The following is a 17669-nucleotide window of genomic DNA, read 5'->3' on the forward strand; positions in this document are numbered from 1 at the left end:
TAAGTGAGTATATCTAATATATCAATGAAAAGCTTAAAAGAAAATTTTCAAAAAACACACATAATTATTATTGGATCTGGAATCATTGGTAAATTTAACGCTCTAGAATTATCAGAATTAGGTTTCCAGGTAACCATTGTAGACCCTGCTCAACAAAAAAATAGTAGCAATGCAGCATTGGGCTTGCTAATGGGTAATATGTATTTAAAAAGAAAAGGAAGAAGTTGGACTTTAAGGAAAGAAAGCATAGAATTATGGCCAAAATGGATAGAGTTTCTAAGAGAATTTAATACTAAATTACAAATTACAAAGCCATTAATTCAACTTACTACAAATGAAGAAAAGTTTAAAAAACTTAAAAAATTCGTTAATGAAAATAATGATGAAAACTTAAAAATTTTAGAAAGAGACTCAACACTTATAAAGAATATAAAAAATACCTTCCAAATAAAAAATATAATGGGAATGATATCCCACAAAGATGGGAGGATAAATGCTTTTTCTTTACTACAGACATTAGATATATATCTAAAAATTAAAAAAGTTGCTTTTTTAGAAGATCAAATCATAGAAATTAGAAAATCAAAAAATCAATGGCTTTCTAAAACAAGAAACAACGAAGAAATCAAATCTGACATAGTTATTTTATGTAATTCTCTAAAAGCAGTCGATTTAATAGATAACCTATCTCACAACATCAAATTAAAACCTGTTTTGGGTCAAGCTATGGAAGTGAATATTAGCGATGCAGAAGTTAATTTTTTATCACTTCCAAAACAATTCAATATAAATGGTAAAAATATAATTCCAAAATCAAAAAATAAGCTTATAATTGGTTCAACTGATGAATATCGCACCAAGCCAGAAGACAATATATTCGAACAACTCACAGATTTTCTCGATAAAAAACCAAATTGGCTTACAAAAGATAAAATTTACAAAAAATGGTTTGGTATAAGGTCAAGACCTGATGGAGAACCATCACCAATTATGAGAAATTTGGAAGATGGCCTAATTGTATGTACAGGGTTTTACAAAAATGGATTTTTGCTTGCTCCAGCTTGCTCTAAATGGGTCGCTAATGAAATTAAGAATTACTTAACCTAATCTTTAGTTTCAGTAAAGTCAGCATCAATTACGTCATCACCGCCTTTTTCAGTTGAATCATTCTGATCAGGACCACCACCAGTTGGGCCAGATGTTGGTGGCTGATTGCCGGGTTGCTGATAAACAGATGACCCTACCGCATAAAGTTCTTGCTGGAGTTCTTCAAGAAGTTTTTTCATTGATTCATAATCTTCTTTTGAAGTTGCTTCTTTTAAAGCATTACTTTTTTCTTCGACTTTAGATTTTGCTGCAGCATCAATTTTGTCTCCAAGCTCACCAAGTTGCTTTTCTGTCTGATAAACAAGTGTTTCAGCTTGATTTTTTAAATCAATTTTTTCTCTTTTTTCTTTATCTGCAGATGCATTCGATTCAGCATCCTTTACCATTTTTTCTACTTCATTGTCAGATAAAGTAGAGGCACCAGTGATAGAAATACTTTGCTCTTTACCACTCCCTTTATCCTTAGCCGTAACGCTAAGAATACCATTTGCATCGATATCAAATGTAACTTCAATTTGAGGAACACCTCTTGGCGCTGAAGGTATACCATCCAATCTAAAAGTTCCTAAGCTTTTGTTGTCAGAAGCCATTTCTCTTTCGCCCTGCAAAACGTGTATTTCTACATTCGTTTGTCCATCTACAGCAGTTGAATATGTTTCAGACTTCTTCGTAGGCACTGTAGTATTTCGATTTATCATTTTTGTCATTACTCCCCCTAATGTCTCTACACCTAAAGAAAGTGGAGTAACGTCAAGCAACAATATATCCTTAACCTCTCCTGCTAAAACTCCTCCTTGAATTGCCGCTCCAACAGCTACTACCTCATCAGGATTAACAGTTTGATTTGGTTCTTTACCTATTATTTTTTTAACTAAATCTAGAACAGCAGGTATTCTTGATGAGCCTCCCACCATTACCACTTCATCAATTTCACTAGTAGAAATTTTTGCATCACTTATAGCTCTCTCAACTGGGGTCTTACACCTATCAATTAAGGAGGCTGCTAATTCCTCGAATTTTACCCTAGTTAAGTTCAAATCCAAATGTTTAGGACCTTCGGGCGTCGCTGTGATAAAAGGTAAATTTATTTCACTTTGAGTAGCATTTGAAAGCTCAATTTTTGCTTTCTCTGCAGCTTCAGTAAGTCTTTGTAAAGCTTGCTTATCCTGTCTAAGGTCAATTCCCTCATTTGATTTAAAAGTACTAGCTAAATGATCTACGATGCATCTATCAAAATCGTCACCACCTAAATGTGTATCTCCAGATGTAGACAAAACTTCAGTTACTCCATCTCCAGCTTCAATAACTGAAACATCAAATGTTCCTCCACCTAAGTCAAAAACAAGAATTTTTTCATTTTCTTTATCCAAACCATATGCTAAAGCTGCAGCAGTTGGCTCGTTAACAATCCTGAGGACTTCTAAACCAGCAATCTTTCCTGCATCTTTTGTAGCCTGTCTTTGAGAGTCATTAAAATAAGCTGGAACTGTAATTACAGCCTGTGTCACTTTTTCGCCAAGGTATTTACCTGCATCATCTGCTAACTTTCTTAAAACTTGAGAACTTACCTCTTCAGGAGAAAACTGCTTATCCAAAATAGGACACTTTAATTTGACGCTAGAACCCGATTTTTCAACAGAATAACTAACTTCTTTAGATTCTTCATTAACTTCATCCACTCTTCTACCAACAAAACGCTTTGCTGAATAAAAAGTGTTTTCAGGATTCATTACTGCTTGTCTTTTAGCAATTTGACCAACAAGCTGATCTTGATTTTTAGTATATGCAACAACTGATGGAGTAGTTCTGAAACCCTCAGCATTTGCTATTACAGTAGGTTTACCACCTTCCATTACTGCGACACAACTATTAGTTGTTCCTAAGTCGATTCCTACAACCTTACCCATGGGTAAATTCTCATATTTTATATTCTCCATAATCGGTCATCGGAGTCATTATTGTTACTCAAAGACGGGGTGTGGTTCCCGAACAGATCGTAATTTTTTTAAAAAAAATTTCTAAACATGATTACAAGTAAGACATCTTTTATTGCATTAATCGGCAATCCAATTAGCCACTCTTTGTCACCAATCATGCAAAATGCTGCTCTTCAATATTTAGGATTAGATTTAATTTATATTGCAATACCTTGTAAAAATGAAGATCTAGAAATAGTTCTCAATTCTTTGAAAAAAATTAATTGCAAGGGATTAAATATTACAATTCCCTTTAAGGAAAAAGTATTTGACCTTTGTAGTGAAATTTCACCTATTGCCAACCAGCTTAAGGCAATTAATACACTTAAATTAAATTCTAAAAAAGAATGGAGTGCAACTAATACAGATGTAGAAGGATTTATTTATCCATTAAAAAACTTAAATTTAAGAAACAAACAATCGATTGTACTAGGCTCTGGTGGAGCAGCGAGATCAGTTATACAAGGATTAATAAATTTGAATTTTTCAACAATTTCAGTAGTGTCACGCAACAAAAAATCATTAGATGACTTAACAAAAAATTTTGAAAGTCAAATTAAAATTAAGGGTTTGTTAAATAATGATGATAAGGCTAAGAATTTTATTGAAGAAGCAGATTTAATTGTAAATACCACACCAGTCGGAATGAAAATAGCTACAAATGAAACAAATGAATTACCATATGGAGAAATTTTTTGGAGATCCCTTAATGAGAAAACAATTGTTTATGATTTAATCTACAATCCTGCACCAACTGACTTATTAAAATTTAGCGCTAATAAAGGTTGCATGACTATCGATGGTTTACAAATGCTTGTTGCTCAAGGAATTCAATCATTATCCTTTTGGACTGATGGTTTAGAAGTACCTTTTCATATCATGAATAACGCTTTAAAAAAATATCTTAAAAAAAATAATGGTAATTTTTAAGAAATTGCCCATCATAATGTATGGTGAATAATGAACAGACGCTCATCGCATACATTTATGAGCCAAAGCCCTTGTCTGAAACTATGAACGATCAACAATCTTATTACGAAACAATGTACATCCTTCGCCCTGATATTGCGGAAGATGAAGTAACTAATCACATTAACAAATACAATAAACTTTTAGAAGAATTTGGCGGCACTATTGTAGATAGTCAAATGAGAGGCAAGAGAAGATTAGCCTATCAAATAGCAAAGCATAGAGAAGGTGTGTACGTTCAATTAAGTCATCAAGGTGACGGACAACATATTTTTAAAATTGAAAAAGCAATGAGACTGAGTGAAGATGTTATTAGATACATGACGGTTAAACAAGAAGGGCCTTTACCAACACCAAAAACTTCGAACAAGAGTACACCTCAGACAGATAACAAAGATAATCTAAAAGCCAAAGTAGAATCTAAAGAGGGTCAACCAGAAACAACTACTGAAACTTCAACTTCAGTAAAAGATAATACTGAAACCAATGAAAATGGAGAATCTTAAATGTTAATCATTAGTTTTTGAATTTAACTCGGCCCAAATTTTATTAGACATACCCCACATATAAATAAAACCCTCTGCTAAGGAATGATTAAACACATCTTCTCTACTGTAAGTTGCTAAATCTTCCCTATATAGAGAATTATTTTCAGATATTCTTCCAATGATTGTTGCATTCCCCTTATAAAGTCTAATCTTTACTCTTCCATTGACTGAAGTTTGAGTCGATGAAATAAATGCATCCAAACTATCTTTAAGAGGTCCAAACCAAAAACCTTGATAGACTAATTGACCCCATTTTTTTTCCACTGTTCCTTTAAAATCGATAACATCTGGGTTTAATGTAATGCTTTCTAATTCCTTGTGAGCTTTTATTAAAAGTAAGAGGCCAGGTGTTTCGTAAATCTCTCTACTTTTTATTCCTACTACTCGATCTTCAATCATATCAATTCTTCCAAAACCATGCTCGCCTGCAAGAAAATTAGCTTTTTTTATAATCTCTACAGGGGTTAAAGATTCATCATTAATTCCAACAGGAAACCCATTTTTAAAAATTATTTCTATATCTTGAGGAGTATCAGGTGATTTATCAATAGATGATGTCATTGCAAAAATATCTTCAGGCGCCTCTTGCATTGTGTCTTCTAATACGCCTGCTTCAATACTCCTACCGAGTAAATTAACATCTATTGAATATGGTGATTTTTTTGATACTGGTGCAGGAATTCCAAATTTTTCTCCATACAATATTGCCTCTTCTCTACTCATTTTCCATTCCCTTGCAGGAGTAATTATTTTCAAATCAGGACCTAAAGCATGAATTGCTAAATCAAATCGAACTTGATCATTCCCTTTACCAGTACATCCATGAGCGACTGCGTCAGCACTAAACTCTCGAGCAATATTTACTAGATTCTCTGCAATTAAAGGCCTAGCAAGAGCTGTAGATAAAGGATATTTATCTTGATATAATGCGTTTGCTCTAATGGCTGGGAAAGCATATCTCTCAACAAAACTATTAACTAAATTACCAACAATTGATTGAGATGCACCAGAATTTAATGCTTTTTGCCTAATAAGTTCTAAATCCTCCCCTTGTCCAAGATCAGCCACAAAAGTAACCACTTCTGAAATTCCATATTCATTCTTTAAATATGGAATACAAACGCTCGTATCTACGCCACCAGAATAAGCTAGTACAACTTTTTTTACCTGATGCATCTAAATTTGCTCCATAAATTTTAATTTTTGACTTAATTAAGAATTTGAAAACTTATTAAAAACTAATACTATTGTAACTAAAAGAGCTGGACCAAAAACTAGTAATAAGAGAAGAAAGTTATTAATTATTAAAACATCGGGATTCAAATATCCAAGAAGTTTTAATAATCCAGACAGCAACAAGGAAATTAAGCAGATAAAAAAGTATTTTAAATTTCCTTTATCAAACATAGTTTTTCGTGTGCATCATTATGTATTATCTTATATATAGAACATAATCTTTAATGGACTCAAATAAACTAAAACTTAGATTAGACGATATTTCTGAAGTTAACCCAGCTTTAACTTGCTATCACAGAGATGATCCAGCTCCTGTTTTGCCCCTAAGAGATGAACCTGATCTGCTATCTTGGCTTGAAAATACAGGAAGGCTGGTTGCTGAAAAAGAAGGAGATTCACAAGAGATTAGTACGATAGAGGAAGAAGAACTTTCAGCGCTAATGGGAGAGAAAGAAGATTATAAAACTGAAGAGGAACCTTCATTAGAGGATGATTGGGAAGATTAAAGAATTTAACTTTAAATCGTTATTAATATTAAATACTTTTGCTTTAATAGTTACTTCCTTTTTTTTTAAAAATTTTATTTTTATAGGAGTTTATACGTTATTTTTCTTTATTTCTTTATTCACAACAAAAAATGGTCTAAAGATAATCAAAAAATTAAATCTACTCCAAAATATTAGAACTGAAGGTCCTGCTAATCACTTTAGAAAAAGTGATACCCCAACAATGGGAGGAGTTTTCATGATTATCCCTCTTTTGATTTTTCTTTTAATAATTACTATCAATTTAGGTTCCCTAAAATTATTTCTTTTATTACTTACTATTTTTGGCTTTTTTATTACAGGCTTTTTAGATGATTATATAAGTATTAAAAACAAAAAAAACACCGGTTTAAAAACAAAAGAAAAATTTATACTTCAAAGTATCATCTCAATAATTTTTATATCTTTAGCCTATGAAAAAGATTTAATAAATCCACTTATCTCAGTATCTGAGTCCTGGGGAATAAACATGAATATTTTCATATTGCCCATTTCTTTTTTAGTTCTAGTTGGTATGAGTAATTCAGTTAATTTAACTGATGGATTAGATGGATTAGCAGCTGGGTGTAGTGGAATTGTTTTTTATGGATTAGGAACAGAAATTTTAATGAAGAATCAACAAGAGCTTATTATTTTCAGTATTTTATGTTATTCAATGTCAGGAATATGTTTAGGATTTCTCAAATACAATAGTTTTCCTGCAAAAATATTTATGGGTGACACAGGATCTTTAAGTATTGGTGCAATTTTAGGCTCTATAGCACTATTAACTAATAGCGTTTTTACCTTATCTATTTTTTCTGGAATCTTCATTGTTGAATCTTTATCAGTAATGATTCAAGTAGGGTTTTTTAAAATTACAAAAAAATTATTTCACAAAGGAAAACGTATTTTTTTAATGGCACCACTACACCACCATTTTGAACTAAAAGGAGTTAAAGAAAAAAAAATAGTTGAAAATTCTTGGAAAATCAACATTTTACTTGTAATTTTAGGTATAGTTTTAAAAGTCAATCTCTAAGAAAATTTGTTATGAGTTTTTTTACATGGAAAGATAACGGATTAACAAGTGACTGTTCAAGCCTTGATGCAATGGCATCTAGATTTGAAGAAACTGCAAACTTGATGAAGAAACTATCTAAAAAAGGATTTAAACTAAAGAAAACAAATAGCAATCAACTAATTCTTCACCCTGACCCTAAAGTATTTGATCAATGGGGTTTTATAAGTGAAGAACTTCCTTTTAAACAACTATGTTTGATATCAGACGAAGAATAACTTTTAAACTTTGATAACTCTTCAGTAAGTATTGATAAATAATTACGTACATGAGTATTCCAACTAAAATGCCTATTTACGCCCTCAATTCCATTTCTGCTCCATAATTTCCACTGATCATTATTAGAAATTCCTTTTTCAAGAATAAGTTTCAATTTATTAATATCATTAACATCTACTAAGAGTCCATTTTCACATTTCGACCGAATTTCCTTAGGACCACCATCGTCTGTTGATATTATTGGCAATCCACATGAAGAAGCTTCAAGAAGTGTTAAACCAAAAGGCTCCGTTAAAGCTGGATTAACAAATACACCTCCCCTGCTCGCAGCCCATCGATATATAGCAGGAATCTGACTTGGAAGATGCTTTTTTGGATAAGCTACCTTTCCGTACAAATTATATTTATCAATCGTTTCGAAAATATTATGAAATACCTCTTTTTGTTGAGGATCAAGTTTTGAAGTGCTATCTCGACAACCTAAAATCAAAATTAAATTAGTCTTCCGTTTTAATTTTTCAGATCTTCCATATGCCTCAATCAAAGAAGGAATATTTTTTCTTCGCACAGCTCTAGAAATAGTCAACAATGGCGGTTTTGAAGAATCTTTCAAAAAAGGTTTCATCATATTGTCAGTTTCAGCGGTCTCTGTTGTCGAATAAATATGATGAAACTTGTTATGATCAACTCCGGGAGGGATCACTCTAGCTTTGTGAGGTGAAAAAGAAGAATATTGGGAATATTGATAAACTGACTCTTGATTAGTACTGGTTACGATAATATCTGCGGACTTTAAAACTTTTTCTTCTGCATCAATTCTTGTACTTATAGAATAAAGTTTCTCTATTTGATTAGTTTTTAAACCAGTTTCAAGCAATTTCCTCTTTTTTTCTCTTCCTAAAGAATGACCAGTAAAAATAAGTGGAATATTTAAAGATTTACTTAGTTGAACGCCTACATATCCAGCGTCTGCATAATGTGCATGTATAAAATCAGGCTTTTTATTTTTTTTATAAAAAGAAATAAGGCTTTCAGTTAAATGATCTAAATGTGGCCAAAGCAATTCCTTTCTTAAATATTTATTAGGTCCAAATTTAAATCTTAAAATTCTAACTCCAGGTTCTACAAATTCTTCTTCTTGTGAATAATCATCGTCTACTTTAGAGTCGTTGATTAAACGAGTAACTAAATCTACTTGGTCAACATCTGAAGTATTAGCCAGACTTTTAACTAATTCTAATACGTATTGTGTTTGCCCACCTGTATCAGCATCCCTACCTAATTCAAGATTTCTAGAACGTATAAGACCATGTAAATGTAAATGTAAAAATTTAAACCTCATTCAGCAAATCCTCCGATCAACGGCCTTTAATACAAATAAGCTGAATTTCCTGAGAAAATATTAAGAAAGCATTATGATTTTAGATTTTTTTAATACAAAAATTTTTTAAAAAGCAGTAACAGACTAATCTTATAGCCCTCTAGTTAAGACTTTCGCGTTACTGAGATAATTGAAAATACAAAGAATTACAACAAGTATTTTTTACTTTAGAACCTTTTTAAGATATTTTGCTGTATGACTACTAGGATTTTTTGCGACATCCTCAGGAATACCTTCTGCAATAATTTCTCCTCCTTTATCCCCTCCATCAGGTCCTAAATCGATTATCCAATCCGAACATCTAATAACATCTAAATTATGTTCAATAACAATTACGGAGTTACCTTTATCTACCAAACGTTGTATCACATCCATTAATTTGTGAACATCATAAAAACTTAATCCTGTAGTTGGTTCATCAATCAAATATAAAGTTTTTCCAGTAGCCCTTTTTGATAATTCTGTAGCTAACTTAACTCTTTGAGCCTCTCCACCGGATAATGTGGGAGCTGGTTGACCTAATTTGACATATCCTAAGCCAACATCTACCAATGTAGATAATCTATCAGCAGCTTGAGGTATAGCAGAGAAAATTTCTGCAGCTTGTTCAACAGTCATCTCTAAAACATCAGATATATTAAAACCTTTATATTTAACTTGAAGTGTTTCCCTATTAAAACGAGCTCCTTTACATACTTCACATTGAACATACACATCAGGTAAAAAATTCATTTCGATAACGTTTACTCCTTGGCCTTTGCATGCTTCGCATCTTCCTCCTTTCACATTAAAACTAAACTGGCCAGCTTGATAACCCCTTGCTTTGGCTTCAACTGTAGCAGTAAATATCTGCCTTATGGGGTCAAAAGCACCTGTATAAGTAGCAGGATTTGATCTTGGTGTTCTCCCTATCGGAGATTGATCAATAACGATAACTTTATCAATTGCCTTTATACCCTTTAACTCTTCTACCCCTTGAGGAAAAGGAACTTTTAAACCTAGAGAATGGCACAATGCAGGGTGAAGCAATTCATTTATCAAAGTACTTTTCCCACTACCGCTAACACCAGTTACAGAAACTAATCTTCCCAAAGGAAATTCTACAGATATATTCTTTAAATTATTTTTAAAACAATTATTTAGAATTAAACTTTTTTTTACAGATGATCTACGTTCTTTTGGGGTCGGAATTGACTTCCTGCCACTGAGATAAGCCCCAGTTAATGATCTCTCAGATTTCAAGACATCTTGATAGGATCCTTTAGCAATAATTTCGCCACCATAAACCCCTGCCCCTGGGCCAATATCTACTAAATAATCTGCGGATTTCATAGTGTCCTCATCATGTTCAACGACAACCAAAGTATTTCCCAAGTCTCTTAAGTTTTTTAATGTTTCTAATAATCTGTCATTGTCTCTCTGATGTAAGCCAATACTAGGCTCATCTAATACATATAAAACACCAGTAAGGCCAGCACCTATTTGTGTAGCCAATCTAATACGCTGAGCCTCACCACCAGACAAAGTCATAGCTGGTCTATCTAACGTCAAATAATCTAAGCCTACATTAATTAAAAACTTCAAACGTAAACGAATCTCTTTTAAAACCAACTCACCTATTTGCTTTTGTTTTTCTGATAAAGATATATTTTCCTTATTAGGCTTAGCTAATCCCATAAGTCGTTCGACATGAATTAATGTATCAGAAACGCTTATAGAGGTTAAATCAGTTATGTTAAACGGACCAAGTTTGACTGCTAAAGCCTCAGGTCTTAATCTTTTTCCCGAACATGTCTTACAAGGTACTAATTCTAAATATTTTTCTAACTTTTGTTTAACTGATTCTCCATTAGCTTCATTCAATTGCCTTTCTAATATCGGTAAAATCCCTTCAAAAGGTCTTTCAAAACCGCTTGAAGTTTTAAAACGACTATCAGCTTGAATTAAAATTGGTTTATCTGATCCCGACAATAAAACTTTTTTTTGCAAATCACTTAAATCTTTCCAAGGAGTTTTTAATTCAAAACCATAAGCTTGTCCCACTGAATAAAGTAAAGAAAAATAATAAGTATTATCTTTTTCACTCCAAGGAGCTATTGCAGCATAAACAGGTAATGTTTTATCTGGTATAACTCTATCCGCAGTAAATTTTTTTAAATAACCAATCCCATGACAATCTGGACAAGCCCCGTATGGGCTATTAAAAGAAAATAATCTAGGAGAAAGTTCCTCAACAATAGAGCCATGTACAGGACATGCATAATTTTCTGAGTAAAGTTTTTCTCTTTCTAAGTTAGAAGGTAAGTTTTCTCCTTTTTTTGGAACAACTTCTACTATTGCCAAGCCATCGCCTCTTTTGAGGCAAGTTTGCAAAGAATCACTCAATCTTTCTTGTATTCCCTCTCTTGCAATTAATCTATCAACTACTACTTCAATATTATGAATTTGATTTTTATCTAATTCTATACTATCTGCAAGTTCTCTTACCTCCCCGTTGATTCTTACCCGGGCGAAGCCCTCAGCAGCTAGTCCACTAATTAATTTTGTATGAGTTCCTTTCTTCCCTCTTACAACAGGAGCCAACAATTGGTACCTTGTTCCTTCTGGCAATAAAAGAATTTGATCAACCATTTCGTCAATTGTTTGAGGGGCAATAGGAATACCACAGTGATGGCAATGCGGCTCACCAGCACGACCAAACAACAATCTTAAATAATCTTGTATCTCTGTTACTGTTCCAACTGTTGAACGAGGATTATGACTTGTAGATTTTTGATCTATTGAAATAGCAGGTGATAAACCCTCAATATTGTCGACATCTGGTTTATCTACTTGACCCAAAAATTGTCTTGCATATGCCGAAAGACTCTCAACATATCTTCTTTGACCTTCAGCAAAAATTGTATCAAAAGCTAAAGAACTTTTTCCACTTCCGCTTACACCTGTAAAGACTATAAATTTATTTCTAGGTAAGGAAAGATCAATATTTTTTAAATTATGCTGGCGTGCTCCTCTAATAATGATTGAATTATCTTCTTCAAAACTATTATTGATTTTTTTAACCATGTTTAAATCTATTTTTGATTTAAAAAGGCTATTATAATGGAATTTTTTTTATTTTACGCCGCTGTCCTATCAAGAAGTCTAGAAGCGTAATCATTTGCTTCTCCAAAACCTCCCCCAATGAGCTCTACTAACTCATTTTTTCTTTGTTTTTTTGTAGTCAACTTTGATATTGAAGTATAAGTTTTTCCATTGATTACATTTTTTTTCACTTTAAAATGAACAATACCTTCAGCAGCTAAAAATGGCTGATGTGTAATACATAAAACCTGTTGATCTTGGGAAATTTCTCTTATTAATTTAACCAAAGAAAATAAAGATTTACCACTTAAACCACTATCAATTTCATCTAAAAAGAAAGTATTTGGTTTTTTAGAAATACTAGATTTGATTGCTAATAAAAATCTTGACATTTCTCCACCAGAAATAACATCTGATAAAGGAGCAAGCTTCTGATCAGGATTGGCCGAAAACAAAAAATTTATATTGTCAATTCCATCGCCAGAAGGCTTACTTTCAGAAAATTGAATTGAAAAATTAGCATTTTCTAAACCTAAATTGCTTAACATATTCTTTACTGAATTTTGAAATTGTTTAGCAATTTTTTTTCTTTCACTTGATTGAATAAAAAATAAAGAATTTAGATTACTTTGTAAATTTTCAATTTGAGCTTTTATCTTGCAAATCTCTTTATCTTGATCATTTTGTTGAAAATATGTTCTTAATTGATCTCGCTTTTCAATTAATTGAGGTAGCTCCAATGAAAGAGTTCTCTCCAAATTTTTTAAAAAAAATAATCTTTTTTGTATTTCTGAAAGGTTAGATTCATTATTATCTAAGTCTTGTATATATGAGTTTAAAGAGAAAATTAAATCTTCAACAGAAGTTTGGATATCTAATAAATTTTCTCTAAAGTTTTGAATTTTTAAATCGAAATCTGCTATTTTATTTAAATTTTTTATAGATTGGTTTATTAAAGAAGCTACTGATGGTTGATCATGCCTGAAATTATTTAAATTTTCTAAAGAAGATTGAACTGAATTGTGTATTTCAAGATTATTTACAAGTTTATTTTCTAGTAACTCTAATTCTAGGATTTCCTGGCCGGATTCTAAATTAGCTTCCTCTAAAGTTTGCAATATTTGCTTAGTTAATAAGTTATTTTCTTCTTGCTTCTTAGAGGATTCTATTTTTTCATTCATTAAACCCTTTAAAACCTGACTTTCATCCCATAAATTTTTAATCTTTACACTTGTATCTCTCAATTCTTGCGAACATAGATCATCAATAATTAATCTTCTCTTGTCTTGAGAATCGAATATAAAAGTATCTGATTGTCCTGCGAAATCTATTAATAATAAGCGAAGTTCTTCTAATAATTTTTTATTAATTAATAATTCGTTGAGGCTAAATTTAGATAAAACTTTATTATTTTTTTTATAGGATATTCTTTTGATTTTTAAAACAGAATTGCTTTGAAAACCATTACTAATTAGCCAGTTATTGATTTGCAAAGAACAAGAAAATTTTGCCTCGATAGAACAATGATGTTTTCCTGGACGTATTAAGTGCTTTAAAGGTATATTAGTTCCACCAAATAAAACATTTAAGGAATCTAAAATTAGTGATTTCCCCGAACCAGAATCCCCAGTAATGATGTTCAAACCTTTTTCGAAATTAATTTCTATAATCTCTATTAAGGCAATGTTCTCTATTTTTAATTGTATAAGCATGATAAATCTTCCATATAAAAAAAATAACTTCTTTTTAAAAAAAATAAAGGTTTTAAATAAATAAAGACATGAAAGAAGACTTTACTGATTTTATTGAGGTGTCTGGGCTGTTGGATTATGATCCAGAAACAATATCTAAAATTTACAAAAGGAACCCAAAAAGACTTTTAAAAAGACTTTGGCAAACACTCATCCCTATTTTTGCTTATTTATTTTCTGTCGGCTGGGATAAATTAACAGGAAGATTGAAGAATAAAGCGAAGGCAAGATTTAGAGCAAAAGAATTAACAAATCTATTAGTAGAACTTGGACCAGCATTTGTTAAAGCAGGTCAAGCGTTATCAACAAGACCAGATATTATTCCAGGGGTTCTTCTGGAAGAATTATCTGAATTGCAAGATCAACTTCCAGGGTTTGATGGAAATAAAGCTATGGAATTAATAGAAGAAGATTTAGGATCTAAAATAGATAAAATATTTTTAGAAATTGATAAAGAACCAATTTCTGCTGCTTCTTTAGGGCAAGTTCATAAAGCCAAGATTAAGACTGGAGAGGTTGTAGCAGTTAAAGTTCAAAGACCAGGTTTGAGAGAACAAATAACTCTAGATCTCTACATAGTAAGAAATATTGCTTATTGGCTGAAAAACAATATTGGATTAATAAGAAGCGATCTTGTTGCATTAATTGATGAATTAGGCAAAAGAGTTTTTGAAGAGATGGATTATTTAAACGAAGCTGAAAATGCAGATAAATTCAGAAACATGCATAAACATAACCAAATGATTGCTGTACCAAAAATATACAAAGAAATAACATCCAGAAGAGTTTTGACGATGGAATGGATTGAAGGCACAAAATTAACCAACTTAGATGATGTAAAAAAATTAGGAATTGACCCCGACAAAATGATTGATATAGGCGTGCAATGCAGCTTAGAACAACTTTTAGAACATGGTTTTTTCCACGCCGACCCACATCCTGGGAATTTATTAGCTTTGAGAGATGGAAGATTATGTTACCTAGATTTTGGAATGATGAGCGAAGTATCCAGAGACTCTAGATCCGGTTTAATACAAGCTGTTGTTCATTTAGTAAATAAAAACTTCGATAAATTATCGCAAGATTTTGTAAAATTAGGATTTTTATCAGAAGAAGTTAATCTTGAACCCATAGTTCCAGCATTTCAAGATGTATTTATTAATGCCGTTGAACAAGGGGTTTCAAAAATGGATTTCAAAAGTGTCACAGACGACATGTCTGGAGTTATGTATAAATTTCCTTTCAGATTACCTCCATATTATGCATTAATAATTAGGTCATTATTAACACTAGAAGGAATTGCTTTGAGCGTTGACCCTAACTTTAAAATACTAGGTGCAGCTTATCCATATTTTGCAAGAAGATTGATGGAAGACCCTGATCCACAATTGAGAGAAAGTTTAAAAGAAATGCTTTTCGATAATAAAAAATTTAAGTGGGACCGTTTAGAAGATCTTCTTTCTAATGCTGCAAAGCAAACAAACCTTGATTTGGAAAAACTTTTAGATGAGGTAATAAATCTTCTTTTTTCTCCAAATGGAGGATTTCTAAGAAATGAAATAATTGAGAGCTTAACAAATCAAATAGATTTATTTGGTTTAAAAATTCTGAAAAATTTAAATAACTTCCTTCCAAGCTCTATTAAATTAAATATTACTAATGAAAATATAAGCTTAAGAGACCTTATAATGTTTATAGAGCCATTTAAAAACTTTTTAGAGATTATACAAAAAGTCCCTGGCTATTCTATTGATATTTTTCTAAAAAGAGTTCCACGACTTATTAGTGAACCTTATACGAAAGAAATGGGTTTAAAAATTGCACAAAACTTAACCGAAAAAGGAGTAGTAAGACTTGTGAAGATAGCGGCTGGTGCAAATATCTAAAATGAAGTTTACTAAGTTTTCAATAATTAAATTTATTTTAATTTTATTTAGTACTCTATTACTTTTTAATGTTTCAAAAGCTAACTCTGCTGAGGAAATTAAAATTACATACAACATATTTTCAAGGACCATTAAAGTAAATTCATTAAAAACTTTTGCGGAAGAAGGTTATGCTACAAAAAAATTAAAAAGAATTTTGAAAGCTACTGGATCTGAAGATAATGAAATTAGATCAGTATTAAATAAAAAATTTGAAATCCCTATTACCATTGCGAACAAATTAGTATATTCGGAAATAGGAAATATTTTTTTAACAAGACTTTCATCTATTATCCACCCTCCCAAAGCAGTTGATGAAAGGACAGGTATGTTAGCTCTCAGAGCAAGTGTAATTCAAGGTATTTATATAGGTAATGGAAAAATAGATCTCATAAAATTTTTTGAAGGATATCCAACTAAAACTATTATTTTAGATGTCAAAGCTTTGAGCAAAGTTATGAATAAAGTAGAATCGATTTCAGAATTATTAGACTTTTTCACTAATTCTCCTCTAGAAAAAATTAAAGCAGATTAAACGGCCATGGTGTTATTAAGTAGAATCAAAAATAAACTAGGTATAAACTACAGAAAGAAAAGATGGCCCGGTCTAATCGAAGCTTACAAACAATATCTTCCGGTTACAAAGAAAACTCCTATTATTTCCCTAAATGAGGGAAATACTCCACTAATTCTTAGTCACTCAATTAGCAATTTAATTGGAAATGGAACAAAAGTTTTTTTAAAATATGATGGTCTTAATCCTACAGGATCCTTTAAAGATCGAGGTATGACCATGGCAATTAGTAAAGCAAAAGAAGAAGGCCGTGAGGCTGTAATTTGTGCAAGTACTGGAAATACTTCTGCAGCTGCAGCCGCTTATGCTTCTAGAGGAGGATTAAAACCTTATGTTTTAATCCCAGAAGGATTTGTTGCACAAGGCAAACTTGCACAAGCTTTGATGTATGGAGCTGAAATAATATCCATAAATGGCAATTTTGATAAGGCTCTTGAAATTGTTAGAGATTTATCCTCTGAACATCCCATAGAACTTGTTAATTCTGTTAATCCATATCGAATACAAGGCCAAAAAACTGCTGCTTTTGAAATTATTGATGACTTAGGAATTACACCTGATTGGCTTTGTATACCAATGGGGAACGCAGGTAATATAACTGCTTATTGGATGGGATTTAGAGAATATTCGAAAACAAAAAGAAATTTAAAATTACCCATTATGATGGGATTTCAATCAGAAGGATCTGCTCCATTAGTACAAAATATAATAGTTAAGAATCCAGAAACAATTGCAACAGCAATAAGGATTGGGAATCCTGTAAATAGGGAAAAAGCAAAAAAAGTAAAAAAAGAGAGTAAAGGAGATTTTCAGTCAGTTACGGATGACGAAATAATAAATGCTTATAAAATCCTTGCCAAAGAAGGAGTTTTTTGTGAACCAGCAAGTGCAGCCTCAGTAGCGGGACTCATTAAAAATAAAAATAGAATTCAAAAAGAATCAACTATTGTTTGTGTCCTTACGGGAAATGGATTAAAAGATCCTGATTGTGCTATCAAAAATAATGATGCTGTATTTAGAAAAAATATTGAACCTTCATTAAAAAACATAACCAAAATATTAGGGTATTAAAATCCAATAAAATAAGTGTCTGTGGAAATCAAATAAAAACAAAACTTTTTTGTTAATAAAGCTATAAAAAGTAATATTTTTTGTTGAGTAGTTTTTTTAATTTTAAGTAAATTTCATTTTATTCAACAAGTAAACATTTTTTTCCACTTTCTAAATATTCATAAATTGAGTAAGTAAGGCTTTAAATCAAGAATTCCACATTTTCCACAGTTACTACTACTAC

Annotated in this window: 14 protein-coding genes; 9 read left to right on the forward strand and 5 right to left on the reverse strand. The window is 31.6% G+C overall.

Going from position 1 to position 17669, the window contains the following annotated elements:
* Positions 1 to 24 precede the first annotated feature (24 nt).
* Positions 25 to 1107, forward strand: a complete 1083-nt coding sequence (locus JJ844_03540) for an FAD-binding oxidoreductase (GenBank protein ID MBO6974748.1) — start codon at positions 25 to 27, stop codon at positions 1105 to 1107.
* On the opposite strand, the gene dnaK is transcribed toward JJ844_03540, so the two are convergent.
* Positions 1104 to 3014, reverse strand: coding sequence for a molecular chaperone DnaK (gene dnaK, locus JJ844_03545; protein MBO6974749.1), 1911 nt, complete (start codon positions 3012 to 3014; stop codon positions 1104 to 1106). The genes JJ844_03540 and dnaK overlap by 4 nt on opposite strands.
* Positions 3015 to 3131: 117 nt before the next feature.
* Between dnaK and JJ844_03550 the strand changes: the two genes are divergently transcribed.
* Together JJ844_03550 and JJ844_03555 are read left to right on the forward strand one after the other, a co-directional pair.
* Positions 3132 to 4013, forward strand: coding sequence for a shikimate dehydrogenase (locus tag JJ844_03550; protein ID MBO6974750.1), 882 nt, complete (start codon positions 3132 to 3134; stop codon positions 4011 to 4013).
* Between the two features lie 83 nt (positions 4014 to 4096).
* A complete protein-coding gene (locus tag JJ844_03555; GenBank protein MBO6974751.1) occupies positions 4097 to 4558 on the forward strand; it encodes a 30S ribosomal protein S6 in 462 nt (153 codons plus the stop codon).
* A gap of 3 nt (positions 4559 to 4561) precedes the next feature.
* On the opposite strand, the gene JJ844_03560 is transcribed toward JJ844_03555, so the two are convergent.
* Positions 4562 to 5776, reverse strand: a complete 1215-nt coding sequence (locus JJ844_03560) for an argininosuccinate synthase (protein MBO6974752.1) — start codon at positions 5774 to 5776, stop codon at positions 4562 to 4564.
* Between the two features lie 284 nt (positions 5777 to 6060).
* Here JJ844_03560 and JJ844_03565 point away from each other — a divergent pair, with 284 nt between their 5' ends.
* Genes JJ844_03565 through JJ844_03575 form a run of 3 tightly spaced genes read left to right on the forward strand, consistent with a single transcriptional unit; the run spans position 6061 to position 7659 of the window.
* Positions 6061 to 6342: a DUF3134 domain-containing protein gene (locus JJ844_03565; GenBank protein MBO6974753.1), complete on the forward strand. Its 282-nt coding sequence runs from the start codon at positions 6061 to 6063 to the stop codon at positions 6340 to 6342.
* A complete protein-coding gene (locus JJ844_03570) occupies positions 6326 to 7402 on the forward strand; it encodes a phospho-N-acetylmuramoyl-pentapeptide-transferase (GenBank protein ID MBO6974754.1) in 1077 nt (358 codons plus the stop codon). Before JJ844_03565 ends, JJ844_03570 begins: the two co-directional genes overlap by 17 nt.
* Positions 7403 to 7413: 11 nt before the next feature.
* The gene (locus JJ844_03575) at positions 7414 to 7659 is read left to right on the forward strand and encodes a hypothetical protein (protein ID MBO6974755.1); all 246 of its coding nucleotides are present in this window, start codon (positions 7414 to 7416) and stop codon (positions 7657 to 7659) included.
* Here the strand turns inward: JJ844_03575 and JJ844_03580 are convergent.
* From JJ844_03580 to JJ844_03590, 3 genes are all read right to left on the reverse strand, one after another.
* Positions 7593 to 9002, reverse strand: coding sequence for a glycosyltransferase (locus JJ844_03580; protein MBO6974756.1), 1410 nt, complete (start codon positions 9000 to 9002; stop codon positions 7593 to 7595). The genes JJ844_03575 and JJ844_03580 overlap by 67 nt on opposite strands.
* Positions 9003 to 9203: 201 nt before the next feature.
* Entirely contained in the window at positions 9204 to 12107 is a 2904-nt protein-coding gene (uvrA, locus tag JJ844_03585; GenBank protein MBO6974757.1) for an excinuclease ABC subunit UvrA, read from the reverse strand.
* 53 nt (positions 12108 to 12160) lie between these two features.
* Positions 12161 to 13837 carry an AAA family ATPase gene (locus JJ844_03590; protein MBO6974758.1) on the reverse strand — a complete coding sequence of 559 codons (1677 nt, stop codon included), beginning with the start codon at positions 13835 to 13837 and terminating at the stop codon, positions 12161 to 12163.
* A 68-nt stretch (positions 13838 to 13905) separates the two neighbouring features.
* Between JJ844_03590 and JJ844_03595 the strand changes: the two genes are divergently transcribed.
* The 3 genes from JJ844_03595 to JJ844_03605 are packed head-to-tail and all read left to right on the forward strand — an operon-like array spanning position 13906 to position 17446.
* Complete coding sequence (locus JJ844_03595) at positions 13906 to 15762, forward strand: AarF/ABC1/UbiB kinase family protein (protein ID MBO6974759.1); 1857 nt, start codon at positions 13906 to 13908, stop codon at positions 15760 to 15762.
* 1 nt (position 15763) lies between these two features.
* Positions 15764 to 16336 carry an alpha/beta hydrolase gene (locus JJ844_03600; protein ID MBO6974760.1) on the forward strand — a complete coding sequence of 191 codons (573 nt, stop codon included), beginning with the start codon at positions 15764 to 15766 and terminating at the stop codon, positions 16334 to 16336.
* 6 nt (positions 16337 to 16342) lie between these two features.
* Complete coding sequence (locus JJ844_03605; GenBank protein ID MBO6974761.1) at positions 16343 to 17446, forward strand: threonine synthase; 1104 nt, start codon at positions 16343 to 16345, stop codon at positions 17444 to 17446.
* Positions 17447 to 17669: the final 223 nt, after the last annotated feature.

Origin of the sequence: Prochlorococcus marinus CUG1435 (genome assembly GCA_017644375.1) — a bacterium.
Classification (GTDB): domain Bacteria; phylum Cyanobacteriota; class Cyanobacteriia; order PCC-6307; family Cyanobiaceae; genus Prochlorococcus_A; species Prochlorococcus_A marinus_AH.

Coding starts and splice junctions, on each gene's coding strand:
- JJ844_03540 (MBO6974748.1), top strand. CDS start 25: ATGAAAAGCTTAAAAGAAAATTTTCAAAAAACACACATAATTATTATT.
- dnaK (MBO6974749.1), bottom strand. CDS start 3,014: ATGGGTAAGGTTGTAGGAATCGACTTAGGAACAACTAATAGTTGTGTC.
- JJ844_03550 (MBO6974750.1), top strand. CDS start 3,132: ATGATTACAAGTAAGACATCTTTTATTGCATTAATCGGCAATCCAATT.
- JJ844_03555 (MBO6974751.1), top strand. CDS start 4,097: ATGAACGATCAACAATCTTATTACGAAACAATGTACATCCTTCGCCCT.
- JJ844_03560 (MBO6974752.1), bottom strand. CDS start 5,776: ATGCATCAGGTAAAAAAAGTTGTACTAGCTTATTCTGGTGGCGTAGAT.
- JJ844_03565 (MBO6974753.1), top strand. CDS start 6,061: ATGGACTCAAATAAACTAAAACTTAGATTAGACGATATTTCTGAAGTT.
- JJ844_03570 (MBO6974754.1), top strand. CDS start 6,326: ATGATTGGGAAGATTAAAGAATTTAACTTTAAATCGTTATTAATATTA.
- JJ844_03575 (MBO6974755.1), top strand. CDS start 7,414: ATGAGTTTTTTTACATGGAAAGATAACGGATTAACAAGTGACTGTTCA.
- JJ844_03580 (MBO6974756.1), bottom strand. CDS start 9,002: ATGAGGTTTAAATTTTTACATTTACATTTACATGGTCTTATACGTTCT.
- uvrA (MBO6974757.1), bottom strand. CDS start 12,107: ATGGTTAAAAAAATCAATAATAGTTTTGAAGAAGATAATTCAATCATT.
- JJ844_03590 (MBO6974758.1), bottom strand. CDS start 13,837: ATGCTTATACAATTAAAAATAGAGAACATTGCCTTAATAGAGATTATA.
- JJ844_03595 (MBO6974759.1), top strand. CDS start 13,906: ATGAAAGAAGACTTTACTGATTTTATTGAGGTGTCTGGGCTGTTGGAT.
- JJ844_03600 (MBO6974760.1), top strand. CDS start 15,764: ATGAAGTTTACTAAGTTTTCAATAATTAAATTTATTTTAATTTTATTT.
- JJ844_03605 (MBO6974761.1), top strand. CDS start 16,343: ATGGTGTTATTAAGTAGAATCAAAAATAAACTAGGTATAAACTACAGA.